We start from the raw sequence: 25,017 nt of genomic DNA, 5'->3' as shown, positions 1-25,017 counted from the left end.
CAAGTGGGTATATACCCGCAATGAGCTTCAATCGGGGGGAAGATGGGGCGTGGCGATCTGGTACGGGGGCTGAATACAGTCGTCTCCGGGCCACTCATCTGCAGATTTGTGAAACGGGTAACCATGTTCCATTTCGGAGCAGTGGCTTGATGAAGTCGCTTAAAGTTTCTTCAATCAGATTGCCTGAATATGCCTTCATTATTCCATGACTTGTATTGTGTGACTGGAGTTTGAGCATGCCGGGTATCGGCCAATGAAAATCCGGCTGTCGAAGAAACTCATCTTTGTGCTTGGTGGCGCATTGGTGCTTTGCGGCGCGAGCGGCTCGGCGGCGGTGTTGATCGGCACCGACAAGATCCTCGGCCCGTCCTACAAGGACATCAACGGACTTTCCTGCACTACGCTTCAGACCTACAAGATGAGGCGCGGGCAGAGCGTGTGGGTGCGCCGCTACGTGACCAGCGACCAGTCCGGTGACGGGGTGGAGCGCGTCAAGACGGCGCTGCGTGTCGCTCGTGCAGTTCAGGAACGCGAAAAGGCCGGCCTTGTGCAGGTGGCGATGATCGATGCCAGCGGACCGAAGGACACGGCGGATATGCGGGGCAGAGCGATTGCTGCCCAGGTCGTCTATATTCCCGACCCCAGCAAGGTGGCATCGGGAGCCCCGGATGCCAGTTACTCCGCCTATTACATGGATGGAAAACCCAGTTCTACCGGCGAATTCTACGGCATGCGCGTTGATCTTCCGCTGGAAGACATCCAGCATATGGAAGCGAGCCTGACCGACAAGACCGACTGTGTCGACCCGACCGCGGCCGCACCGGCTGCGGGCGGCGAACACGGTGCTGCCGCCGCGGCTGAAGGTCACGGAGGCAAGAAGAAGAGCCCGACCCACGGAATGGCGCCTGCCGACGCCGAAAAGTCTTCGGGTCACGAGCAGCAATCCGAGACGGAAGGCGCCAAGGCGGAAGAGGCCGAAGGCAAGGGCGAAGAGGTTGCGGCCAAGGAGAGCGGCGGCTTCATGTCGTCGATCACCGGCATGGTGTTCGGTTCGAAGGAAAAGCCCGCGGCAGGCCATGACGAGCAGGTTCCGGCCGAGAATGCCGGGGCCGCGAAGCCTGCCGGCGAAGCCGCGACCGGTCACGAGGCCGCCAGTGCTGCTGCGACAGAAGACCATGGCGCACAGCCCTACAAGGCCGCCGATGCCGCAAAGCCTGCCGAAGAGAAGAGCTTTTTCGATCAGGCCAAGAGCATGATCTTCGGCGACAAGGCCGAAACCCCGCCCGCGCCGGCTGAGACGCAAGCCAATGCCGATAGTGGCCATGAGGCAAAGCAGGCGGCGTCTCCGGCGCCCGAACCCGCCCGCGAACCGAAAACCACGGCCGAGGGTGGCAAGGGCTGGTCGAAATCCGATGCGGCAGACGAAATCCATGCCGGCGGACCGTCCGCCGGGCGGGATGCACAGAAGGCTCCAGATAATGCGCCGGCCGCGGCCCAACCGCAGGCTCAGGGCGGCGGTGCCAGTGCGGCCGATGCAGCCGGTGCCGAATGGCTGGCGAAGTTCCGGGCACAGCAGAGTGCTCCAGCTGCGGATGCAGGCAAGCCGACGCATTGACGGGCTTCTGCCGGTAGACAAAGAACCGAAAAAGGCGGCCAGTGGCCGCCTTTTTCATCTGCATCTTTGGGAGAGAATGCTCCTCAGTCCGCCTTGTTGCGGCGGGCCGGGAAAAGGATGACGTCGCGGATCGACGGGGCGTTGGTCAGGAGCATGATCAGGCGGTCGACGCCGATGCCGAGGCCGCCAGCCGGGGGCATGCCCTGGTCGATCGCATCGAGGAATTCGTCGTCGAGTTGCTTGTCCTTCTCGCCGCGGGCATGCGCCTGTTCGAGCTGTTCGACCATGCGCTTGCGCTGCTCTTCCGGGTCGTTCAGTTCAGAGAACGCGTTGCCGACTTCCCAGGCGTTGCAATAGGTCTCGAAGCGTTCGACGAGGCGCGGTTCGCCCGGCACTTCCTTGGCGAAGGGCGAGATGTCCTTGGGGAAATGGGTGACGTGGCTTGGCTGGATCAGCGTGCCCTCGACCTTTTCCTCGAAGATGAAGGCGAGGCATTCGCCCCAGGTCCAATCCTTCTCGACCTCGAAACCGGCTGCCTTGGCGGCGGCGCGGGCTTCCTCATCCGTCTTGATCGCGAGGAAGTCGATGCCGGTCACTTCCTTGACGGCGTCGGGCATCGGCACGCGCTTGAACGGGCCCCTGAAGGAGATCTGCTTGTCACCGAATGTGACGTCCGACGAACCGTGGATGGAGACGGCGAGGCCCTCGAACAGACGCTCGACCAAGGACATGATGTCCTCGTAGTCGGCATAGGCCCAGTAGCATTCCATCATGGTGAATTCGGGATTGTGCCTTGTGGAGACGCCTTCGTTGCGGAAGTTGCGGTTGATCTCGAACACCTTGTCGGACAGGCCCGATACCAGCGTGCGCTTCAAAAACAGTTCCGGCGCGATGCGCAGGTACATGTCCATCTTCAGCGTGTTGTGGAAGGTCTTGAACGGATCGGCGGTGGCGCCGCCATAGACCGTCTGCAGCATCGGGGTCTCGACTTCGAGAAAGCCTTCGCCTTCCATGAAGCGGCGAATGCCGGAAATGATCTTCGAGCGCTGCTGGAAGCGCAGCTTCGATTCTTCGTTGGTCATGATGTCGAGATGGCGCTTGCGGTAGCGGATTTCGATGTCGGAGACGCCATGCCACTTTTCGGGCATCGGCAGCAGCGTCTTCGTCAGCATGATGATCTCTTTGGCGTTGATCGACAGTTCGCCACGCTTGGTGCGGCGCACGGTGCCGGTGACGCCGATAATGTCGCCGAGGTCGATCAGCGCCAGCATGTTGCGGGCTTCTTCCGGGGTGACATCCTTGTGGGAGAAGATCTGGATCTTGCCCGATGCATCATGGATGTCCATGAACATGCCGGAATTGCGCGAGGAATAGACGCGGCCGGCAACGGTGACCGTGTCCTCGGTTTCCGTGTCCGGCTCCAGGCCTTCGTATTTCTCGGCCAGTTCCGCATTGGTCATCGTGCGGTGGAAATGCGCCGGATAGACGTCGCCGATGGTCTCGCGCAGCTTCGCAAGCTTCTGGCGGCGCACTTCGGTGACGTCGGAGGAAAGGGCGGTTTCGGTCTTGTTGTCGGTCATCGTGTTCGCCTTTTTCGGCTCGTTGTTCTGTTGTGCCGTCGCGGCTGGCTCGGCGTAAATCTCCCCCTTGTCGGCAGGAGTATCTCATAGAGAAGAAAGACCCCTCCCCACCCTCCCCACAAGGGGGAGGGCTTAACCCAGCCGATCCGCCGAAGCCCAATTAAGGCAGGGGATTGCGGCACGTTTTCTCCCCCTTGTGGGGGAGATGGCCGGCAGGCCAGAGGGGGACTTGCTTCACATGCGATAACCCTGCCTCCTACGGCGAGGGCGCGTCGCGAATTTCTTACTTCCCGTCGCCCACCATCGAAGCGACGACCGTGGCGGCGATCTTCAGGCGCTGGCGCACGACCGAGCGGCCGAGGATGGCCATACTGTCGAACAGCGGCAGCGAGCGGGACGAGCCGGACATGGCGATGAAGAGCGGCGGGGTGACGACGCGGAGCTTCTTCTCCAGCTTGTCGGCCACGGCGCGCAGCTCCGCATCGATCGCCTCGACGTTCCACTCGATCATCTTTTCGATGTCGGCCTGGACCGTGTTGATGATTTCCAGCGTCTCGGCCGGCGAAGTCTTCAGGCCCGCGAAGGATGCGGGTGTCAGGCCGACATCGGCGGCGAGCAGGAAGCCTGCAAGGTTCGGCAGGTCGCCAAGCTTGGAGACGCGGCTCTGGGAATGCAGGAGGCCCTGCTTCAGGCGATCGTTTTCCATCGCCCATTCGAGCGTGCGGGCAATGAATTCCTCGGGCGTCAGCTTTTCGCGCAGCCAGCGACCGTTCAGCCATTCGAGCTTCTGCAGGTCGAAGATGGCGCCGGCCTTGGAGAGCGCGTCCGGCTCGAACTTTGCCGTCAGCTCTTCCATGGTCAGCAGCTCTTCGCCTTCGGCGATCTGGACGAAGAACAGGCCGAGGAAGTTCATCAGCGCTTCCGGCAGGTAGCCCAGCGCCGAGTAATAGGAGATGGAGGTCGGGTTCTTGCGCTTCGACAGTTTGGACTTGTCGGCATTGCGCATCAGCGACAGGTGCATCCAGACCGGAGCTTCCCAGCCGAAATAACGGTAAAGCAGGATGTGCTTCGGCACCGATGCCAGCCATTCCTCGCCGCGGGCAACATGGGTGATCTTCATCAGATGGTCATCGATGACGTTTGCCATGTGATAGGTCGGCATGCCGTCGCCCTTGATGAGGACCTGCATGTCGACACTGTCCCACGGGATCGACACGTCGCCATAGACGCCGTCGGTGAAATCGCAGGAGCCTTCGGTCGGGATCTTCATGCGGACAACTGAGCTTTCGCCGGCCGCCATCTTGGAGGTGACTTCTTCCGCCGTCAGATGCAGGCACAGACCGTCATATTTCGGCGGCTTGCCGGCGGCGCGCTGGCCTTCGCGCATCTGTTCCAGGCGCTCCGGCGTGCAGAAGCAGCGGAAGGCATGGCCCTTGTCGAGCAGGTCCTGCGCATAGGGCTGATACATGTCCTTGCGCTCGGACTGGCGGTAGGGGCCGTAGGGACCGCCGACATCCGGGCCTTCCGACCATTTCAGGCCCGTCCACTTCAGCGCATCCAGAACCCGCTCTTCGAATTCGAGCGTCGAGCGGGTGGCATCGGTATCCTCGATGCGCAGGATGAACTCGCCGCCGTTCTTCTTGGCGAAGAGATAGTTGAAAAGGGCGATATAGGCGGTGCCGACATGCGGCTCGCCAGTGGGCGAGGGGGCGATGCGGACGCGAGGAGTCGGGTTGATCATGGTGCTGCTCTAATTCGAGGCGCAATCATATGCGCCAAGCCTGTTCCGGGAATAGGGATTGGCGCAGGCTTAGGCCATATTCAGGCGGAAGCGTCAAGGTTTTTGGGTGGGTAGCATCCGTCCATGCCAGAATGAAGACCCCTCCCCACCCTCCCCACAAGGGGGAGGGCTTAACCCGGTCGCACCACCTGCCGTCCAACAAGGCAGACGGTTGCGGCTTGCCTTCTCCCCCTTGTGGGGGCTCGAAGGGCGGGGCGAGACACACGGCTCGCCCCTGGCAAGCCGGCAGGCCAGAGGGGGACTTGCTGCTACCTGACCGGCCAGATCCATAGGAGCGCCGGGATGCTGACGACGATGATGATGATCGAAAGCGGCAGGCCGAGGCGAGGATAGTCGGAGAACTTGTAGCCGCCCGGCCCGAAGACCAGCGTGTTGCACTGGTGGCCGACGGGGGTGAGGAAATCCGAGCCGGCGCCGATCGCCACCGCCATCAGGAAGGCTTCCGGCCTGAAGCCGAGATTGCCGGCAAAGCTCGCCGCGATCGGCCCCATGACCAACACGGTCGCGGCATTGTTGAGGAAGGGCGTCACCGCCATGGCGGTGATCAGGATCATGCCGAGTGCGCCCCAGGCGGGCAGGTTTGCCGCCACGTCTCCGAGCCACGCGGCGATGAGGTCGCTGCCGCCGGTGGTTCGCAGGCTGTCGGAAACGGGAATGAGGGCGGCGAGCATGATGAGGATGGGGCCGTCGACCGACTTGTAGATATCGGCGAGCGGAATGCAACGGAAGACGACCATGCCAAGCGCCGCAGCGAAAAAGGCGACCGGAACGGGGACGAGGCCGACGGCCGTCGTTGCCATGGCAAGCGCCAGAATGATCAGCGGAATGAAGGCGCGGCGGCGGGTGCCGAGCAGCACCTCGCGCTGGGCAAGCGGCAGGAGGGCGAAATCCTGCATGATGGTTGGCAGTCTCTTGCGCGAGCCCTGCAACACGATCACGTCGCCGGCCATCAGTCTCAGATCGGCCAGACGATCCTTCAGCCGTTCTCCGTGGCGGCTGATGGCGAGAAGATTGACGCCGCGGGTGTAGGAGAGCGCGAGGTCCTTCGCCGAAAGGCCTTTCAGCGAGGATTCCTGGCTGATGATCGCTTCGATCGAGATGATGTCGCCCTTGGCCTGGTCGCCTGTCAGCGGCTTGCCGGAAAGCTGCAGCTTGGCTGCCGAAACAATGCGGTCAAGCGCCTTGGAGGGGCCTTCGAGAAGCACGACGTCGTTTTCGTGCAGCACGAGGTCTGGGAAGGGCGCCATGCGGGAGGGGCCGCGCAGGACGGCATTGGCGATGACTTCGCCATCGCCGAGTTTCAGCAATTCGCCGAGCGGCTTTTCGACCGTCGTCGACTGGGCGGTCACCATCACTTCGGACGTGTAGTTGCTGATCTCTACGGCTTCCTCCAGCGAGTGGTTTTCCTTGGTGCGGCTTGGCACCAGCCAATGGAAGAACAGCAGGAAGGTAATGCCGACCACGCAAAGGATCGCCCCCATCGGGGTGAAGTCGAACATGGTGAAGGACTGGCCGGTCAGTTCGTGGCGTATGCGCGAAACGACGATGTTCGGCGAGGTGCCGATCTGGGTCATCAGGCCGCCGAGCAATGCCGAGAACGCCATCGGCATCAGATATTTCGATGGCGAGGCGCCGGATTTCTTGGAGAACTGGAAGGCGACCGGCATCATGATCGCCAATGCGCCGATATTCTTGATGAAGGCCGAGAGGACCGCGACGACGATCATCAAGAGCGCCAGCTGGGTATGCAGCGTATTGAGGTTGGGGAAGAATTTCTTGATCGCCGTATCGACGATACCGGAGCGCGCCACGCCAGCCGAAACCACCAGCGCCGAGCCAACGATGATGACAATGTCGTCGGAAAAGCCTGAAAAGGCCTTGTCGGTCGGGACGACGCCGAGTGCAACCGACAGGATCAGCGCACAGCAGGCGACGACGTCATAGCGGAACCGGTCCCAGATGAAGACGGCCATCATCAGTGCGATGACGGAGAAGGCGAGGATCTGCTGGGTTGTCATGCGGCTCCGGAGAAATGCGATCGGTGGGGTATTCGCGTCGGGCAATAATGCCCCAGTGGCTGGATCGTTTCAAATGACGATGCTGCAAATTCCGGCTTTGGACGATTCAACTGTGAAAAGCCACCGGGAACCAGGATTTTACCCGCTTCAAGTTAAAGTTGATTGTGTTGATCATGAAATGCGCTTAGGCCGCGTTGCTGATATTGCTCGATGAAAGGAATGCCGATGAAGCCGCTCGTCTTTTCCGCTCTCGCTCTGCTGCTTGGAGCCAACGCCGCCCTGGCCGCCGATTATCCGGTGACTGTCACCGACGTTGTCGGCCGCAGCGTGACGATCGAGAAGAAGCCCGAGCGCATCATCCTGCAGGATGGGCGCGATATGCTGACCATGGCATTGCTCGACCGTGACAATCCCTACAAGCGGGTGGTCGGCTGGAGTTCCAATTTCGTCAAGTCCGATCCCGGCACCGCCAAGCTGATGGACAAGGCCTTCGGCAAGGCGCCGCCGGTGATGACGCTTTCGGAGGACGGCGAGGTCGATCTTGAATCCATCATTGCCGCCAAGCCGGATCTCGTCGTGGTGCAGGAGCGGGCCGAGAAGACCTTTCAGGCAAGTGGCACCGAGGACAAGCTCAAGGCGCTCGGCATCCCGGTCGTCTATCTCGACCTGATGGAAAAGCCGGTCGAGGATGCGACGAAGAGCGTTGAAGTTCTCGGCAAGGCAATCGGGCGGGAGAAAGAGGCTAGCGACTATGTCTCCTTCTACAAGCAACATCTCGACCACCTGAATGAGGTGATCGCCAAACAGGAAACGCATCCGAACGTCTTCGTCGAGGCCAAGGCCGGCAACAAGGGCGACGGCTGCTGCTTCACCCATGGAGATACCGGCTTCGGCAAGCTGGTGGCAGCGCTGAAGGGCAACAATATCGGCACGAAGCTCTTGCCCGGCCAGACCGGTACGATCTCGCTCGAAACGCTGCTCGGCGCCAACCCGCCGGATGTCTATATCATGACCGGCTCGCAATGGACCAACCCGGAAAATTCGGCCGCGCCGTTCGGCTACAATGTCACGCCCCAACAGGTTTCGGCATCGCTCGGCAAGCTGGAGGAACGCGATGGATTTGCGGCGCTCAAAGCCGTGCAGGATGGCCGCGTCTACGGGCTCTATCACCAGTTCTACAATCATCCCTATAACATCGTGGGGCTGGAATACATGGCGACTTTCCTGTATCCGGACGCCTTCAAGGGCCTCGACCCCGCCGCCACCTATGCGACGCTGATCAAGACCTTCACCAAAATCCCCGATGCGCCGGTGGTGCTGGGCGCCAGCGCACCCGTGACCCAGTAGCATCGGATCGCCGGAGAGCGTCGTGAGTGTATCGGAGCAACGTTCGGCCGTGATCTTGCCGGATGTGGAAACTGCCTATCACGGCAAGATCCGCCTGAAGGTCGTGATGTTGATCGTACTTGCCGCGGTGCTTTGTATCGCGTCGGTGATCGATATCTGCCTGGGATCGGCCAATCTGGCGCCGAGCGATGTGCTTGCGGCGATCTTCCAGCCGGAAAGCGTCAGCCGCGCGACGAAGGCGATCGTCGTCGATGTGCGGCTGCCATACTCGCTGATGGCGCTGTTCGTCGGTGCGTCACTGTCGCTTGCCGGTGCGGAGATGCAGACCATTCTCGACAATCCGCTGGCAAGCCCGTTCACGCTCGGCGTGTCTTCCGCCGCCTCGTTCGGAGCGGCGCTTGCGATCGTGCTGCAGCTCGGCGTTCCGGGCCTGCCCGCCGAATGGTTCATTCCGGCCAATGCCTTCGTCTTCGCCTTCGGGTCGGTGCTGCTGTTGCAGGCGCTGTCAGGGTTGCGCGGGGCAGGGGTCGAGACACTGGTGCTTTTCGGCATCGCGCTGGTGTTCATCTTCAACGCACTCGTTGCCATCATGCAGTTCATCGCTTCGGCCGAAGCATTGCAGCAGCTCGTCTTCTGGAGCATGGGCAGCCTCACCCGCTCGACCTGGATGAAGCTCGAGATCATGGCGATCATCATGATCTGCGTCGTGCCGTTTTCGATGGCGGCCTGCTGGAAGCTGACGGCGCTGAGGCTCGGCGAAGACCGGGCGCGCTCCTTCGGCATCGATGTGACGCGGCTGCGCTTCTTCTCGCTGCTCAGGGTGAGCATTCTCGCCGCGACCTCCGTGTCTTTCGTGGGGACCATCGGGTTCATCGGTCTGGTCGGCCCGCATATCGCGCGGCTTCTGGTCGGCGAGGATCATCGCTTCTTCCTGCCGGCCAGCATGCTGTGCGGCGCGCTGGTGATGGCGCTGGCATCCGCGGCCAGCAAGGTCATCGTGCCGGGCGTGCTGATGCCGGTCGGCATCGTCACCTCGCTGATCGGCGTGCCCTTCTTCCTGGCGCTGATCTTTTCGAAAGCGGGGAAAGCTTGATGCTGTCGGTCGAAAAGCTTTCTGCCGGCTATGGCAAGAAACCGGTGCTGACGGATATCGATATCGGCGATATGCCAGCTGGAACGATCACGGCCTTTCTCGGCCAAAACGGCGCCGGCAAATCGACCCTCTTGCGTTCGCTTGCTGGCCTGCATCGGGCGGGTGGCACACTTCATCTCGATGGCGTCGATATCACCCGTCATTCGCCGGCGCAGCGGGCGCGGGCGATCACCTATATGCCACAATCGCTGCCGCAGCGGGTGGCACTGACCGTGCTGGAGGCGACGATCGGTGCATTGCGCGCCTCGTCTCGCGATCCCGATGCGGTGAAGCGTTCGCTTGCCGTGCTGGAACGGCTCGGCATCAGCAATCTCGCCATGGCGCAGCTCGATTCGCTTTCGGGCGGTCAGAGGCAATTGGCGAGCCTTGCCCAGGCGCTGGTGCGCAAGCCGCGGGTGCTGCTCCTCGACGAGCCGACCTCGGCGCTCGACGTCGCCCACCAGATCCGCGTGATGCGCACGATCAAGGAAATCACCACCGAGCAGGACATCATCGCCATTGCGGTGCTGCACGATCTCGGGCTTGCCTGCCGCTGGTGCGACCGGCTGGTGCTGCTTTCGGGTGGGCGTGTCGTCTCGGATGGCAAGCCGGAAACCGCATTGACGCCGGCCGTGCTCAACCAGGTCTACGGAGTCACAGGCCGGATCGAGCGTTGTTCGCGCGGCTATATCCAGGTGTTGATCGACGAGGTCGCCTGACCGGGGTGATTGCTCTGGACAAGCGGTCGGACGCGGATAAGGTGACGCGCCCGGTATAGCGGGCTCATGCTTCAGGAGATTTCCATGACCGACTTCATGACTGTTCCCGTCACGCTGGCCGACGGGCGCCAGACCTCGCTGTCCGAATACAAGGGCAAGGTGATCATGGTGGTCAACGTCGCTTCCAAATGCGGCCTGACCAAGCAGTATGAAGGGCTGGAAAAGCTCTATGAGGACAAGGGCGAGCGCGGTTTCGTCATCGCTGCCTTCCCGGCCAACAACTTCAAGGGCCAGGAGCCCGGAACGGATGCCGAGATCGTCGAATTCTGCCAGTCGACCTATGACGTGAAGTTTCCGATCTTCTCCAAGATCTCGGTCAAGGGCGAGGACAAGCATCCGCTCTACAAGGCGCTGACCGGCTCCGGTGTCGCCACGACCGGCGATGGCCCGATGAAGGAGCGCCTGAAAGGCTTTGGCATCGAGGTCGCCGACGACGGCGAGATCGTCTGGAACTTCGAGAAGTTCCTGATCGGCCGCGACGGCAAGCTGGTCGAGCGTTTCGCCCCGGACGTGACCGCCGAAGACAGCCGTGTCGTAGAGGCGGTGGACCGGGAACTGGCGAAGAGCTGAGTAAAAAAAAGGGCGCCGTTAGGCGCCCTTTCTTGGTCAATGCAGGGTCTTGCCGCCGTCCTTTTTTCTCTTGCGGGCGTTGCGCGCCACCATGTTGAGGATCTCGACCAGGGCGGAGAAGGCCATCGCCGCGTAGATATAGCCCTTCGGTACGTGGACGCCGAAACCTTCGGCGATCAGGGTCGCGCCGATCATCAGCAGGAAGCCGAGCGCCAGCATGACGATGGTCGGGTTGCGCTCGATGAAATTGGCGAGCGGCGTCGCAGCCAGCAGCATGACGGTGACGGCGGCCACGACGGCGACGATCATGATCGGCAGATGCGGTGTCATGCCGACGGCGGTGATGATGCTGTCGATCGAGAAGACAAGATCGAGTACGAGGATCTGGCCGATCGCCGAGGCAAAGCTCATCTTCACCACCTGGGTGCCGGCACCGACCATGTCTTCCTTGTGGTCGTCGGGATCGACATTGTGATGAATTTCCTTGGTTGCCTTGTAGAGAAGGAAAAGACCACCGGCGATGAGGATAAGGTCCTTCCACGAGAAGGGGTGACCAAAGGCCTCGAAGAGCGGATTGGTGAGCTGGACGATCCAGGCGATCGTGCCGAGCAGGCCGAGGCGCATGATGAGCGCGAGGCCGATACCGATCTTGCGCGCCCTTTCACGATGTTCGGGCGGCAGCTTGTTGGTCAGGATGGAGATGAAGATCAGGTTGTCGATGCCGAGAACGACTTCCATGACTACAAGCGTAACGAGCGCCACCCAGGCCGTCGGGTCTGCTAAGAGCGCTGCAATGTCCATCCATGTCTCCTGTTTTCAATCAATGGGCGCAAATTCCTGCCGCATTTGGGAATTTCGGCCGATAAAACAAGAGCAGGTTGACGCGGGCGCCCTACAATTCGTGAATATCAAACGGCTTTGGCGATCAAGGATCTGTTATGAGGGCCGTAGGCTGCCATGAAAACCCGAATGGCGCCGCGGATCACTCGGTCGATCTCCTCACGGGACGGCGCATTCTGCATGGTGCCGAACAGGCGGTACTTGAAAAAGCTGCCGCTGGCCAAATCGAGATACTGTCCGGAGGCGAGATCAAGGTCGTCGATGTCGAGTGTTCCTGCCGCGACACCACGCTCCAGATAATCATGCAGGACCGTGCGCAGGTTCTGGGGGCCGCGGAAGAAGCGTGAACAGAGGGCCGGCATACGTTCGCGCACGCCAAGGACGGTGCGCATGGCCGTCATCACGTTTTCATCGGTCAGGTGTTCGAGGAAGGTCACGCCGAACTGGTAGAGGCCGGTCTCGATATCCTCGTTATTGGCAAGGACCATGCGCAGCGAACTGAGGAAAGCCTCGCGCTCGGCTTCCACCATGGCAACGAAGAGATCTTCCTTGTCTGTGAAATAGACGTAGATGGTTCCCTTGGAGACGCCGGCTTCCCGGGTGATGTCATTCATGCTGGCGGCATCGAACCCCAACCGCATGAACACACGCTTGGCGCCCTCGAGAATCTGCTCTCGCTTCGCCGGGTCTTCGCCGGCTGCGAAGCGGCCATGCGTTCGCTGACCTTCGTGAGGAGCATCCTCAGCCAAGACCTTCTTTAACCCTTTCGACGTCATTTTCTCCGTTTCCAACTTTTTTCGAACCGCTCGGTTCGATCTACTCTTGATATGTGGCAAAGAAGGCTTTATGTCAACGGTCCGAACTGATCGGTTCGATTGGTTTACGTTTCCTTAGAACGATGGTATCCCTATGACGGCCTCCAAGAATGCCGGCGCTCTGCGCACAGTGACCAATGACGACGCGAACGCGAGCGAAGCTACCGTTCAGGAGCAGGCTGCACCGGTGACCGCCGAGGCCAGCCCCGCTGCGCCCGCGCAGGCTCAGCAGGCACCGGCTCCCGTTGCCGCCGCACCGAAGAAGAAGCGCGGCGTGGTGTTGCCGATCGTGGTTCTGGCACTGCTCGCCGGGGGCGCGTGGTATGGTTACGACTGGTGGACGACCGGCCGCTTCATGGTGTCCACCGACGACGCCTATATCGAGGGCGATATCGCCACGATCACGCCGAAGCTCACCGCCTTCGTCTCGAAGGTCAGTGTCGTCGCCAACCAGCAGGTCAAGGCCGGCGATGTGCTCGTCACGCTCGACAATGGCGACTATCAGAACGCCCTGGATCAGGCTGCCGCGGCAGTGGAGACCGAGAAGCTGACGCTCAGCCGGATCGATGCTCAGGTTGAGGGGGCGCAGGCAAGCCTCGCCCAGTCGCAGGCTTCGCAGGTGGCGCTTCAGGCCGCCGTTCGCGGCGCCGAGATCACCCAGAAGCGTCAGGCGGAACTCGCCGCCAAGTCCGTCGGCACGGCTGCCGATCTCGACAGCGCCAATGTCGCGCTCGATCAGGCCAAGGCCAATCTCGTCGGCGGTCAGGCCGCCATCAAGTCGGCCGAAGCGAATGTCACCATTCTCCAGGCGGAGAAGAAGGAAGCCGAAGGCCAGGTGCGCACGCTGGAACTGCAGCGTGACAAGGCTGCCCGCGACCTGTCGTTCACGGTGCTGAAGGCTCCCTATGACGGCGTTGTCGGCAATCGCTCGGTACAGGAAGGCGATCTCGTTTCGCCTGGCCAGAAGCTGATGGCGCTTGTGCCGACCCGCCAGCTCTATATCGACGCCAACTTCAAGGAAACCCAGATCCAGCATCTGGAGCCGGGCTCCAAGGTCAAGGTCTATGTCGACGCCTATAGCGACGATCCCATCATCGGCACGGTTGAATCGCTTGCTCCGGCATCGGGCGCCGTCTTCTCGCTGCTGCCGCCGGAAAATGCCACGGGCAACTTCACCAAGATCATCCAGCGCGTGCCGGTGCGTATCGCCCTGCCGCAGGATGCGCTCGACACCGGTCGTCTTCGTGCCGGTCTGAGTGTGGTCGTCGATGTCGATACCCGTACGGCACCGGGCAAGTAATAGCGGCCGCGGAGCCGGCTTTTCGTCACAATAGCCCGAATGTCGGGTGGAGGTGGTCCCATGGCTGGGAGCGCAGGTAACACCGCTGGGACCGCCACAGGATCGATCCCGGCAGCTCCTCCCAAGGCGGAAGAGCATATGCCGGTCGGCCGGCTCATCGCATTTTTCGCGATGGTACTCGGCATGTTCATGTCGATCCTCGACATCCAGATCGTGTCGGCATCGCTGTCGGAAATCCAGGCGGGCCTTTCGGCCGGCTCGGACGAAATCGGCTGGGTGCAGACATCCTATCTGATCGCCGAAGTGATCATGATCCCGCTGTCAGGCACTCTGGCGCGGATCGTCTCGACCCGGTATCTGTTCGCCTTCTCGGCGGCCGGCTTCACTGCGGCGAGCGCGCTTGCGGCGACGGCGTCGAATATCGACCAGATGATCGTCTATCGCGCGATCCAGGGCTTTATCGGCGGCGGCATGATCCCGTCGGTCTTCGCGGCTGCCTTTACCATCTTCCCGCCATCCAAGCGGTCGATCGTCTCGCCGATCATCGGCCTGATCGCGACGCTGGCGCCGACCATCGGCCCGACGGTCGGTGGCTATCTGTCCAATGCGTTTTCCTGGCACTGGCTGTTTCTCGTCAACATCATTCCCGGCATCATCGTCTCGATCGTCACCTGGAACTTCATCGATTTCGACAAGCCCGAATGGGGGTTGATCAAGAAATTCGACTGGTGGGGCCTGGCGTCCATGGCGGTGTTCCTCGGTGCGCTGGAATACGTGCTGGAAGAGGGAAATACCAACGACTGGTTCAACGATAACTTCATCGTGGCCGGGGCGATTGCGTCGGCTGTCGGTGCCGTCATCTTCTTCTACCGGGCGTTCACCATCGAGTTTCCGGTGGTGGACCTGACGGCTTTCGCCAACCGCAATTTCGCCTTCGGTTCGGTGTTCTCGTTTGCCATGGGGATCGGCCTTTACGGACTGACCTACCTTTATCCGGTCTATCTGAGTGAGATCCGCGGTTACGACAGTCTGATGATCGGCGAGACGATGTTCGTCTCGGGTCTGGCGATGTTCTTCACCGCGCCGATTGCCGGTCGGTTGTCGACACTGATGGATCTCAGGCTGATGATGATCATCGGCTTCGTCAGCTTCGCCTCCGGCACCTATATCATGACCGGCATCACGGACGACTGGGACTTTTACGAGCTGTTCCTGCCTCAGGTGCTGCGCGGTTTCGGCATGATGCTCTGCATGGTGCCGATCAACAATATCGCGCTCGGCACGATGCCGCCGGCCCGCATGCGCGGGGCATCCGGCCTTTTCAACCTGACCCGAAACCTCGGCGGCGCCGTCGGGCTCGCGATCATCAGCACGCTTCTGTCCAACCGCCAGGACGTCCATTACGAGCGCATGCGCGAACATCTGGACTGGGGCAATTCGACCGCTGTCGACCAGTTGAGCAGCATGGCGTCCAACCTCGAAGCTCATGGCCTCGAGGGGACGACCGGCGCCATCAAGCAGATGGTCAACATGGTCACCCAGCAGGCCGTGGTGATGTCGTTCAGCGACGTCTTCCTGTTGCTGACCATTTTGTTCGGCTGCCTGGTGTTCGGGGTGGCAATGATCGAGAAACCGTCGCCGCAGGTGACCGGGCGCAGCGGAGGTGGCGGCGGCCATTGATCGCCGGCGTCATTGAAGGAACCATCGCCGAAAAGGGTCATCGCCTGTGCGCGGTGGCCCTTTTCCACATTCGAACGATGCTGCCCGGAATTTCTGATTTACGTACCTCATGATGTGGGCTAGGACGTCATGGGGAGGAACGCATGAAGCCCACGGTCCATGATATCGCGCGCAGCGCAGGCGTCAGCCTTGCGACCGTCGATCGCGTTCTCAACGGGCGGCCGGGCGTGCGGCATGTCACGCGCGAGCGGGTGGAGCAGGCGATATCGAGCCTCGGCTATGTGCGGGACGTGGCGGCTGCAAACCTTGCCAAGGGGCGCACCTATTCCTTCGCCTTCGTACTGCCGAGCAACGACAATTCCTTCATGATCAGCCTGCATGACGAGGTCGGCCAGGCGATTTCGCGCTCCGGCCCGGAACGCACGCGAATCCGCATCGTCGATGTGCCGCCCTTCGATGCGCGGGCGCTGGCCCTGGCGCTCAATCAGCTGGCTGCCGACATGCCGGATGGCATTGCCTTCGTTGCCGTCGAGGGCGAGGAGGTGCATGCGGCCGTGGCGCGGCTGAAGGAGGCCGGGATTGCGGTCGTCACTTTGGTCTCGGATCTTCCCGGATCGGCCCGCGATCATTTTGCCGGGATAGACAACAATGCTGCCGGCCGGACGGCCGCCAACCTACTCGGACGCTTCCTCGGCGGGCGCGACGGCACGATCGCGGTCGTTGCCGGTTCCATGCTGGTGCGTGACCATCGCGAGCGGCTGGAAGGGTTTTCCGCCGTGATGAGCAAGGATTTTCCGCGTTTCGGTGTTCTCCCGGTGATGGAGGCACGCGACGACCCGGCGTTGGCCGCCGAACTTCTGGCGGCGCTGCTTGCCAGCCGCTCGGACATCATTGGCCTTTACAGTCTGGGTGCCGGCAATCGCGGCATCGTGCACGCACTGGCTGAAATGGCTGCGGACGCCCGTCCGATGGTCGTTGCGCATGAACTCAACAGGACAACGACATCAGCGCTTGCCAACGGCCTCATCGATGCCGTTCTCAACCAGGATGCCGGCCACGAGGTGCGCAGCGCCATCCGGGTGCTGAAGGGCAAGGTGGAGGGGCTGCCGGTGATCGCCGCGCAGGAGCGCATCCGTATCGACATATTCCTGAAGGACAACATGCCCTGAGGGCTTTGCCCCATGCTGAATGTCCCGACACACCAACCGGCCGCATAAAGACGGCGTGATCTAGGAGAAGGCAACATGTATCTCGGTCTCGATCTCGGCACTTCCGGCGTCAAGGCGATGCTGATCGACGGTGATCAGGCGATCATCGGTTCCGCCAGCGGAGCGCTCGACGTGTCGCGTCCGCATTCGGGCTGGTCGGAACAGGACCCGGCGCATTGGATCCGCGCTTGCGAAGAGGCGATCGCGGGGCTGAAGGCGGCGCATCCGGCGGAACTCTCGGCGGTCAAGGGTATCGGCCTGTCCGGTCAGATGCATGGTGCGACGCTGCTCGATGCCGATGACAAGGTGTTGCGCCCCTGCATCCTGTGGAACGATACGCGTTCCTTCCATGAGGCCGCGGCACTCGACGCCGATCCACGGTTCCGCAAGATCACCGGCAATATCGTCTTTCCGGGCTTTACCGCGCCGAAACTTGCCTGGGTGAAGAAGAACGAACCGGAGATCTTTGCCAAGGTTGCCAAGGTTCTCCTGCCGAAGGACTATCTCAGGCTCTGGTTGACCGGAGAGCATATTTCGGAAATGTCGGATTCGGCCGGGACCTCGTGGTTCGATACCGGTGCGCGCGCATGGTCGGCAGAGCTTCTCGCCGCGACCGATCTTTCCGAAGAGCAGATGCCGTCACTGGTCGAGGGCACGGACGAGGCCGGCAGGCTGCGCGGTGAACTGGCGGCCAAATGGGGTATTTCCGGGGATGTCGTTGTCGCCGGTGGGGCGGGGGATAATGCAGCTTCCGCCTGCGGCATGGGCACGGTCAAGGAAGGCCAGGCCTTCGTGTCGCTCGGCACGTCCGGCGTGCTGTTTGCCGCCAACGGTTCCTATCTGCCGAAGCCGGAAAGCGCCGTGCATGCCTTCTGCCACGCGCTGCCGAACACATGGCACCAGATGGGCGTCATCCTGTCTGCGGCGGATGCGATCAACTGGCATGCAAAGGTTATGGGCAAGCCTGCCGCAGAACTGTCCGGCGAACTTGGCGAGACACTGAAGGCACCGACAGGCGTCACCTTCCTTCCCTATCTCTCCGGCGAACGTACGCCGCATAACGATGCCGTCATCCGCGGCGCATTCATCGGGCTGGAGCATGAATCGAGCCGCGTGGTGCTGACCCAGGCGGTGCTTGAGGGCGTGACCTTCGCGATCAGGGATTCGTTCGAGGCACTGAAATCCGCCGGCACGTCGATCGGCCGCGTGACGGCGATCGGCGGCGGTTCGCGTTCGCGTTACTGGCTGTCTTCGATCGCGACGGCGCTTGGCGTGCCGGTCGATATTCCGGCGGATGGCGATTTCGGGGCGGCCTTCGGTGCCGCCCGTCTCGGCCTGATCGCGGCAACGGGTGCCGATCCGGTTTCCGTCTGCTCGGCGCCGAAGACAGAAAAGACCATCGATCCGGTGACCGGCCTGACGGAAGCCTATGAGGTGGCCTATCGTCGTTACCGCGCTGCCTATCCCGCAATCCGCTCCATCGCGGGCTGATGCCTTGAGGGGGGGGGAGAATGTGCCCCTCCTGAACCGCTGGTCCGACTGTCGTGACGATCAACCATGCGACAGCGGATCGCGGCAATTTTTCCACTTGATATGAGGTACGTACCTCATATTTGATCCATTGACCAAAACGAATGTTTCCACGGAGGAGATGAAGATGAGCACTGGCTTTTTCGGCGATATTTCCAAGATCAAATACGAGGGGCCGGACAGCACCAATCCGCTGGCCTACCGGTTCTACAACCCGGATGAGATCGTTGCGGGCAAAAGGATGGAAGACCATCTGCGGTTTGCCATCGCCTATTGGCATTCCTTCGCCTGGGAGGGCAGCGATCCCTTCGGCGGCCGCACCTTCGACCGGCCCTGGTATGACGGCGAGATGGACAAGGCCAAGCTGAAGGCGGATGTCGCCTTCGAGATGTTCTCGCTGCTCGGCGCGCCGTTCTACTGCTTCCACGATGCCGACGTGCGCCCGGAAGGCAAGACATTTGCGGAGAGCACGAAGAACCTCGAAGAGATCGTCGACTATTTTGCCAAGAAGCAGGAAGAGACGGGCGTCAAGCTGCTCTGGGGCACGGCGAACCTGTTTTCCAACCGCCGCTTCATGTCGGGAGCCTCGACCAATCCGGATCCGGACGTGTTTGCCTATTCGGCAGCGACGATCAAGACCTGCATGGATGCCACGATGAAGCTCGGCGGCGACAATTACGTGCTGTGGGGCGGCCGCGAGGGCTATGAGACGCTGCTCAATACCGATCTTTCGCGCGAATTCGAGCAGATGGCACGGATGCTGCATCTCGTCGTCGAATACAAGTACAAGATCGGCTTCAAGGGCACGATCCTGGTCGAGCCGAAGCCGCAGGAGCCGACCAAGCACCAGTATGATTACGACGTCGCAACCGTCTATGGCTTCCTGAAAAAGTATGGCCTTGAAAACGAGGTGAAGATGAATATCGAGCAGGGCCATGCGATCCTTGCCGGCCACACGTTCGAGCATGAACTGGCACTGGCCAATGCGCATGGCATTTTCGGCTCGATCGACATGAACCGCAACGACTACCAGTCGGGCTGGGATACGGACCAGTTCCCCAACAACGTGCCGGAAATGGCGCTGGCCTATTACCAGGTCCTGCTGGCCGGCGGGTTCAAGACCGGCGGCACCAATTTCGACAGCAAGCTGCGCCGTCAGTCGATCGATCCGGCCGACCTTCTGATCGGTCATATCGGCGGCATGGATTGCTGCGCCCGTGGCCTCAAGGCTGCGGCGAAGATGGTGGAAGACGGCGCGCTGTCCAAGCCGCTCGCCGACCGTTACGCCAAGTGGGACAGCCCGGAGGCGCAGAAGATGCTGCGCGGCGAGCTGAAGCTCGAGGAGATCGCTGCCAAGGTGGAGCGGGAGAACATCAATCCCGAGCCGAAATCCGGTCGCCAGGAATATCTGGAAAACGTCGTCAACCGGTATGTATGATTGACGATGGAACCGTCCCGGGGGAACCACACCCCGGGACGGTTTTAATTTGCCCTCATTCTCGCAACAGGCACGGGAATGAGCGAGAGGCCAAAGGCCTTTTTACGCGGCCTTGCTGCCTGCGATGCCATCCAGTTCGGCCAGCGCATCGGCGGGCAGTTTCAGTTCGCCGGCCGCCAGGTTTTCCTTGAGGTGCGTCACGGAAGACGTGCCGGGGATGAGCAGGATGTTCGGCGAACGCTGCAGGAGCCAGGCAAGCGCCACCTGCATCGGCGTGGCGTCGAGGCGGGCTGCGACATCCGAAAGTGCGGAGGACTGCAGCGGCGAGAAACCGCCGAGCGGGAAGAAGGGCACGTATGCGGTGCCTTCCTTTGCCAGTTGGTCGATGAAGGCGTCATCGCCGCGATGGGCAAGATTGTACTGGTTCTGGACGCAGACGATCTCGGTGATCTTGCGGGCCTCGGCAATCTGGGTCGGCGTGACGTTGGAGAGGCCGATATGGCGGATGAGGCCCTGGCGCTGAAGGTCGGCCAGTACCGTCACCTGTTCCTCGATCGGTCCTTCCGCCGGCCCATGGACATCCAGCATCGAGCGGAAGTTGACGATATCGATGACGTCGAGGCCGAGATTGCGCAGGTTGTCGTGGACGGCCGCGGTCAGTTCCTCCTTCGACATGGCCGGGATCCATTCTGCATTCGGGCCGCGCTTTGCCGAGACCTTGGTGACGATGGTGAGATCGCCCGGATAGGGATGCAGTGCCTCGCGGATGATCTCGTTGGTCACGTGCGGGCCGTAGAAATCGCTGGTGTCGATATGGTCGACGCCGGCTTCGATGGCGGCACGCAGGACGGCGACGGCGGCAGCGCGATCCTTCGGCGGGCCGAAGACGCCCGGGCCAGCAAGCTGCATGGCGCCGTAGCCGATGCGCTTCACGGTATGGCTGCCCATCTTGAACGTGCCGGATTTGTTGAGGTCGATTTTGCTGGTGTCGGACATGAGGATACTCCCTTTCATGGTCGCCAGTTTTTCTGATCAATTCCGGAATGGAAAATAGCGGGCGGCCGTTACCTTTATAAGTCCATACAATCCGGATAGTCTGTACGCTGAAACGGACAATCGACGGAGTTCTTCGTGGCAGTGGAAATCAGCGACCTTCAGGCTTTCCTCACCGTAGCGCGAGCCGGCGGCTTTCGCGAGGGGGCGCGGGTCAGCGGCGGCAGTGCATCGGGTCTCAGCGACGCGGTGCGGCGGCTGGAAACGCAGCTGGGGGTCAGGCTCCTCAACCGCACGACCCGCAGCGTGGCGGCGACGGAGGCCGGGCAGGGGCTTATCGACCGGCTGGCACCGGCACTGGCCGAGATGGAGGCGGCGCTCGATGTGGTCAACGGGTTTCGCGAGCGGCCGGCGGGTGTGCTGAAGCTCAACGTGCCGGTTAGTGCCGCGCGGCTGGTGCTGCCATCGATCGTGCCGGGATTTCTCGCCGCCTATCCGGAGATCCGGCTGGAACTGATGATCGAGGACAGTTTCGTCGACATGATCGCCGCGGGCTGCGATGCCGGCATCCGCTATGACGAGCGGCTGGCGCAGGACATGATCGCGGTACCGATCGGGCCGCGTACCCAGCGCTTTGCAGCCGTCGCCTCCAAGGATTATCTCGACCGGCGTGGCCGGCCAGAGCATCCGCGTGACCTGATGCAGCATACCTGCGTTCGTAACCGGTTTGCCAGTGGTGCGATGCCGGACTGGGAGTTCGAACGGGGAGGCGAGACCATTCTGATCGATCCGCCGACGGCGCTCGTCGTGCAGACCGGTGGCGGTGTCGACATCATGGTCGATTGTGCGATTGCCGGCAGCGGTATCGCCTTCCTGTTCGAGGACTGGCTGCGCCCCTATCTCGACAGCGGTGCGCTGGAACCGGTGCTTGAAGACTGGTGGCCGGAATTTTCGGGACCTTATCTTTACTACCCAGGACGGCGGCTGGTGCCGGCGCCGCTCAGGGCCTTCATCGATTTCATCAAAGCGGCATAAAGCCGGTTTTGCCGAACAGGGTTTTTCGGATAGCATTGCGTCTCAACCCGGAGATCGCCATGTCCGTGCGTCCGCCGCAATCCTTCTGTCAAGCCCGCATGCCGGAGAATGGCTTCAACATTCTCGAATACGAGCTTGCCGCCGAACGCGCCGCCGCACTCGGGCGGCATGGCAAGAAGCTCGAGGCGTCGCTGGCAAGACTTCGCCAATGGGATGAGGATCCGCAAAAGACGGATGAGGCCGGCCGGCTGGATCTCGTTTTCGACGCGGCGGATGCGGTCTGGTCGCTGTTCATCCAGCGGGAACTGGTCGGATTGCGGGACAATCGCGATCTGGTGCGGCGCTACGAAATCCCCCGGGATGTGATGGCCAAGGTCGGCATCGTGCGCAGGCGGTGAGCGAGCCGGGGTCAATGACGCAAGTTTGAGCTGTGAAGCTGCTTTACGTACCTCAGAAACTCCGATAGCCTGAATTTCAGGAGGAGTTCATGCACCACATCGCTTGCGAGGAGGCAGGCGTTGGGGGCGTGTCGCGTGGCGACTGCTTTACGACGCTGTTTGGCATCAGAGGCGCTTCATGACCGAGGCGTCCACCCCGTCGGCCGTGCCTCTCATCGATGCGCGCGGCCTTTCCAAGACATTCGGCATCGTCGAGGTGCTGAAGGATATCAGCCTGACCGTGAGGGCGGGCGAGGTCCATGCGATCATCGGCGAGAATGGTGCCGGCAAGTCGACGCTGATGAAGATCCTGGCCGGCAACCACCAGCCGACCCGCGGCGAGATGGTGATGGACGGCAGGTCGGTGAGCTTTGCCGGGCCGGTGGATGCGGAGAACCACGGCATCGTTCTCGTGCATCAGGAGATCTTGCTGGCACCCGACCTGACGGTGGCGCAGAACATCTATCTCGGCCGCGAACTCGGCAAAGGCATGGTGGTCGACGACCGGGCGATGCGGGAGGGCGCCAGGCAGGCGATCGCCGATCTCGGCGGCAATATCGATCCCGATACGATCGTCTCGAAGCTTTCCATTGCCCAACGCCAGCTGGTGCAGATCGCCCGCGTGCTGCTGGTGCCGCATCGCATCGTCATCTTCGACGAGCCGACGGCATCGCTGACGCCGCACGAGACGGATGCGCTTCTGAAGGTCATCAGAGATATCAGGGCGAAGGGTGTCGGCGTTCTCTATATCTCCCACCGCCTTCCGGAAGTGAAGGAGATTGCCGACCGCGTCACCGTCCTGCGCGATGGGCGGCTGGTCGCCTCGCATGACGCATCGGCGCTGCAGCCAGCGGACATGGCGCGGCTGATGGTGGGCCGCGATGTGGCAAAGCTCTATCCCGACCGGCAGGCGGCCGAGGCCCGGCAGCCGGTGCTTGAGGTTCAGGCATTCGATGTGCCGGGCCATGCGCGCGACGCGGCTTTCATCTTGCGAAAGGGCGAGATCCTCGGGTTTGCCGGACTGATTGGTGCCGGGCGGTCCGAGCTGATGGAGGGACTGGTCGGCCTCAGGCCGGGCAAGGGAAGGGTGATGCTCAACGGACATCCGGTGGCCTTTACCGACGTGCATTCCAGCCTCAAGGCCGGCGTCGCCTATCTGCCGGAGGATCGCAAGGGCAAGGGGTTGCTGCTGACCAAGGATCTTCGCGTCAACCTGACGCTTGCCTCGCTCGGCAGGTTTGTCCGGGGACTGCAGATCGATCGCAGGCGCGAGGGCGAGGCGCTCGACAGGGCGATCCGCGATTTCGATATCCGCACCGGTACCAAGAACATTCTGGCCGGCCAGCTTTCCGGCGGCAACCAGCAGAAGCTGCTTCTGGCCAAGATGATGATGCTCGACCCGCAGGTCGTGATCATCGACGAGCCGACGCGCGGCATCGATATCGGCAACAAGGAGCAGATCTACAAATTCATCGCGGCGCTTGCCGAAGAGGGACGGTCGATCATCGTCGTGTCGTCGGAAATGCCGGAGCTGATCGGTATCTGCGACCGCATCCTGGTGATGCGCGCCGGCCGGATCGTCGGCGAGGTTCAGGGAGAGACCATGACGGAAAACGAGATCGTGCAGCTTGCGACAGGGGTGAATGCGGGTCGTGGGGCCGGGGAGGCGGCATGAGACGAGATATGAAAAAAGTCCCCCTCTGGCCTGCCGGCCATCTCCCCCACAAGGGGGGAGAAAACTTGCAGCGACCTTCCACCTCAATGAAGCGACGGCAGTGTGGCCGGGTTAAGCCCTCCCCCTTGTGGGGAGGGTTGGGAGGGGACTTTCTTCCAAATGCAATTCCGGTGCTTTTGAGGGCGGCGGCATGAGCGCCCTCACCACCGACACGGCCAAGACGCCGAAGACCTCTCGCGACTGGGACATGGCGGCGGTGGCGCCTTTCGTGGCGCTGGCGCTGCTTCTGGTGCTCGGCTATTTCGCCAATCCGAGCTTTGTGTCGATCGCCAATCTTACCAATGTCATCACCCGCAGCGCCTTCATCGCCATCATCGCGCTCGGGGCGACCTATGTGATCTCGGCGGGCGGGCTCGATCTTTCCGTCGGGTCGATGGTGGCTTTCGTTGCCAGCCTGATGATCCTGTTCATGAATTCCGGCGCGATTGCCGATCCGATGCTGATGCTCGTCGCGGCGATGGCTCTGGCGCTGGTGTTGGGGGCGGCCTGCGGGCTTGCCAACGGGCTGATCACCACGGTCGGCAAGATCGAGCCGTTCATCGCCACATTGGGCACGATGGGCATCTATCGCGGGCTGACCACCTGGCTTAGCCAAGGCGGTGCGATCACCGTCAGGGACCGCAATATCCAGCAGCTTTACCGGCCGGTCTATTTCGGCGACCTGTTCGGCGTGCCGATCCCGGTCGTGATCATCTTCGTCACCGCGGCAATCGCCGCCTTCGTGCTTTATCGCACACGCTATGGCCGGCATGTGATCGCGGTCGGCTCCAACGAGGAAGTGGCACGCTATTCCGGCATCTCGGTCAACCGGGTGCGCACCATTGCCTATGTGATCCAGGGGCTCTGCGTCGCGGTTGCGGTGCTGCTCTATGTGCCGCGTCTCGGCTCGACCACGGCGACGACCGGCATTCTGTGGGAGCTGCAGGCGATCACCTCGGTCGTGGTCGGCGGCACGCTGTTGCGCGGCGGGGTGGGGCGCATCTGGGGCACTGTCTGCGGCGCCTTCATTCTCGAAATCGTCGGCAACATCATGCTGCTTTCGAATTTCGTCAGCGAATATCTGATCGGCGCGATCCAGGGCGCGATCATCATCATCGCCATGCTGGTGCAGAGGTCGCTGATGCGCAAGTGAGGCGGAAAGGTTTGGCCGGGCATTCGGGGCGG

General features: G+C 61.8%; 21 protein-coding genes. 15 read left to right on the top strand and 6 right to left on the bottom strand.

From position 1 onward, the window contains the following. Positions 1–253: 253 nt before the first annotated feature. The gene (locus NCHU2750_RS14865) at positions 254–1,615 is read left to right on the top strand and encodes a hypothetical protein (protein WP_119941210.1); all 1,362 of its coding nucleotides are present in this window, start codon (positions 254–256) and stop codon (positions 1,613–1,615) included. A gap of 83 nt (positions 1,616–1,698) precedes the next feature. On the opposite strand, the gene lysS is transcribed toward NCHU2750_RS14865, so the two are convergent. The 3 genes from lysS to NCHU2750_RS14850 all read right to left on the bottom strand — a co-directional run bounded on the left by lysS (position 1,699) and on the right by NCHU2750_RS14850 (position 7,014). Continuing rightward, entirely contained in the window at positions 1,699–3,195 is a 1,497-nt protein-coding gene (gene lysS, locus NCHU2750_RS14860) for a lysine--tRNA ligase (RefSeq protein ID WP_119941209.1), read from the bottom strand. 283 nt (positions 3,196–3,478) lie between these two features. Next, entirely contained in the window at positions 3,479–4,936 is a 1,458-nt protein-coding gene (gene gltX, locus NCHU2750_RS14855) for a glutamate--tRNA ligase (protein ID WP_119941208.1), read from the bottom strand. Positions 4,937–5,244: 308 nt separating this feature from the next. Next, complete coding sequence (locus NCHU2750_RS14850) at positions 5,245–7,014, bottom strand: SLC13 family permease (protein ID WP_119941207.1); 1,770 nt, start codon at positions 7,012–7,014, stop codon at positions 5,245–5,247. 73 nt (positions 7,015–7,087) lie between these two features. Here NCHU2750_RS14850 and NCHU2750_RS30570 point away from each other — a divergent pair, with 73 nt between their 5' ends. The 5 genes from NCHU2750_RS30570 to NCHU2750_RS14830 all read left to right on the top strand — a co-directional run bounded on the left by NCHU2750_RS30570 (position 7,088) and on the right by NCHU2750_RS14830 (position 10,842). Next, a complete protein-coding gene (locus NCHU2750_RS30570; RefSeq protein ID WP_162939641.1) occupies positions 7,088–7,228 on the top strand; it encodes a hypothetical protein in 141 nt (46 codons plus the stop codon). Between the two features lie 11 nt (positions 7,229–7,239). Continuing rightward, entirely contained in the window at positions 7,240–8,361 is a 1,122-nt protein-coding gene (locus NCHU2750_RS14845) for an ABC transporter substrate-binding protein (protein WP_205583854.1), read from the top strand. A 22-nt stretch (positions 8,362–8,383) separates the two neighbouring features. Then, positions 8,384–9,454: a FecCD family ABC transporter permease gene (locus tag NCHU2750_RS14840; RefSeq protein WP_245480252.1), complete on the top strand. Its 1,071-nt coding sequence runs from the start codon at positions 8,384–8,386 to the stop codon at positions 9,452–9,454. Further along, complete coding sequence (locus NCHU2750_RS14835) at positions 9,454–10,212, top strand: ABC transporter ATP-binding protein (protein ID WP_119941205.1); 759 nt, start codon at positions 9,454–9,456, stop codon at positions 10,210–10,212. The genes NCHU2750_RS14840 and NCHU2750_RS14835 overlap by 1 nt, the downstream gene beginning before the upstream one ends. A gap of 84 nt (positions 10,213–10,296) precedes the next feature. After that, positions 10,297–10,842: a glutathione peroxidase gene (locus NCHU2750_RS14830; RefSeq protein WP_205583853.1), complete on the top strand. Its 546-nt coding sequence runs from the start codon at positions 10,297–10,299 to the stop codon at positions 10,840–10,842. A 36-nt stretch (positions 10,843–10,878) separates the two neighbouring features. On the opposite strand, the gene NCHU2750_RS14825 is transcribed toward NCHU2750_RS14830, so the two are convergent. Further along, positions 10,879–11,643 (bottom strand): TerC family protein, encoded by a 765-nt coding sequence (locus NCHU2750_RS14825; protein ID WP_119941203.1) that lies wholly within the window; start codon positions 11,641–11,643, stop codon positions 10,879–10,881. Positions 11,644–11,750: 107 nt separating this feature from the next. After that, a complete protein-coding gene (locus tag NCHU2750_RS14820) occupies positions 11,751–12,458 on the bottom strand; it encodes a TetR/AcrR family transcriptional regulator (RefSeq protein ID WP_119941202.1) in 708 nt (235 codons plus the stop codon). A gap of 133 nt (positions 12,459–12,591) precedes the next feature. Between NCHU2750_RS14820 and NCHU2750_RS14815 the strand changes: the two genes are divergently transcribed. From NCHU2750_RS14815 to xylA, 5 genes are all read left to right on the top strand, one after another. Beyond that, positions 12,592–13,797 carry an HlyD family secretion protein gene (locus NCHU2750_RS14815; protein ID WP_119941201.1) on the top strand — a complete coding sequence of 402 codons (1,206 nt, stop codon included), beginning with the start codon at positions 12,592–12,594 and terminating at the stop codon, positions 13,795–13,797. A 60-nt stretch (positions 13,798–13,857) separates the two neighbouring features. Continuing rightward, positions 13,858–15,477, top strand: a complete 1,620-nt coding sequence (locus NCHU2750_RS14810; protein ID WP_119941200.1) for a DHA2 family efflux MFS transporter permease subunit — start codon at positions 13,858–13,860, stop codon at positions 15,475–15,477. Positions 15,478–15,620: 143 nt separating this feature from the next. Further along, the gene (locus tag NCHU2750_RS14805; protein ID WP_119941199.1) at positions 15,621–16,646 is read left to right on the top strand and encodes a LacI family DNA-binding transcriptional regulator; all 1,026 of its coding nucleotides are present in this window, start codon (positions 15,621–15,623) and stop codon (positions 16,644–16,646) included. Between the two features lie 75 nt (positions 16,647–16,721). Continuing rightward, positions 16,722–18,176, top strand: coding sequence for a xylulokinase (xylB, locus tag NCHU2750_RS14800; protein ID WP_119941198.1), 1,455 nt, complete (start codon positions 16,722–16,724; stop codon positions 18,174–18,176). Positions 18,177–18,342: 166 nt separating this feature from the next. After that, positions 18,343–19,653, top strand: a complete 1,311-nt coding sequence (xylA, locus tag NCHU2750_RS14795; protein WP_119943383.1) for a xylose isomerase — start codon at positions 18,343–18,345, stop codon at positions 19,651–19,653. A gap of 102 nt (positions 19,654–19,755) precedes the next feature. On the opposite strand, the gene NCHU2750_RS14790 is transcribed toward xylA, so the two are convergent. Next, positions 19,756–20,649: an aldo/keto reductase family oxidoreductase gene (locus NCHU2750_RS14790; RefSeq protein ID WP_119941197.1), complete on the bottom strand. Its 894-nt coding sequence runs from the start codon at positions 20,647–20,649 to the stop codon at positions 19,756–19,758. Between the two features lie 135 nt (positions 20,650–20,784). Here NCHU2750_RS14790 and NCHU2750_RS14785 point away from each other — a divergent pair, with 135 nt between their 5' ends. The 4 genes from NCHU2750_RS14785 (at position 20,785) to NCHU2750_RS14770 (ending at position 24,985) form a co-directional block, all read left to right on the top strand. Continuing rightward, entirely contained in the window at positions 20,785–21,681 is an 897-nt protein-coding gene (locus tag NCHU2750_RS14785) for a LysR family transcriptional regulator (RefSeq protein WP_119941196.1), read from the top strand. Positions 21,682–21,740: 59 nt separating this feature from the next. Beyond that, positions 21,741–22,079 (top strand): DUF6665 family protein, encoded by a 339-nt coding sequence (locus NCHU2750_RS14780; RefSeq protein ID WP_119941195.1) that lies wholly within the window; start codon positions 21,741–21,743, stop codon positions 22,077–22,079. A 178-nt stretch (positions 22,080–22,257) separates the two neighbouring features. After that, entirely contained in the window at positions 22,258–23,793 is a 1,536-nt protein-coding gene (locus NCHU2750_RS14775; RefSeq protein ID WP_119941194.1) for a sugar ABC transporter ATP-binding protein, read from the top strand. Positions 23,794–23,983: 190 nt separating this feature from the next. Next, the gene (locus tag NCHU2750_RS14770) at positions 23,984–24,985 is read left to right on the top strand and encodes an ABC transporter permease (RefSeq protein ID WP_119941193.1); all 1,002 of its coding nucleotides are present in this window, start codon (positions 23,984–23,986) and stop codon (positions 24,983–24,985) included. The last annotated feature ends 32 nt before the right edge of the window (positions 24,986–25,017 follow it).

It is taken from the genome of Neorhizobium sp. NCHU2750 (assembly GCF_003597675.1).
Taxonomy (GTDB): Bacteria; Pseudomonadota; Alphaproteobacteria; order Rhizobiales; family Rhizobiaceae; genus Neorhizobium.
This window is presented reverse-complemented; position numbering and strand designations above follow the sequence as displayed.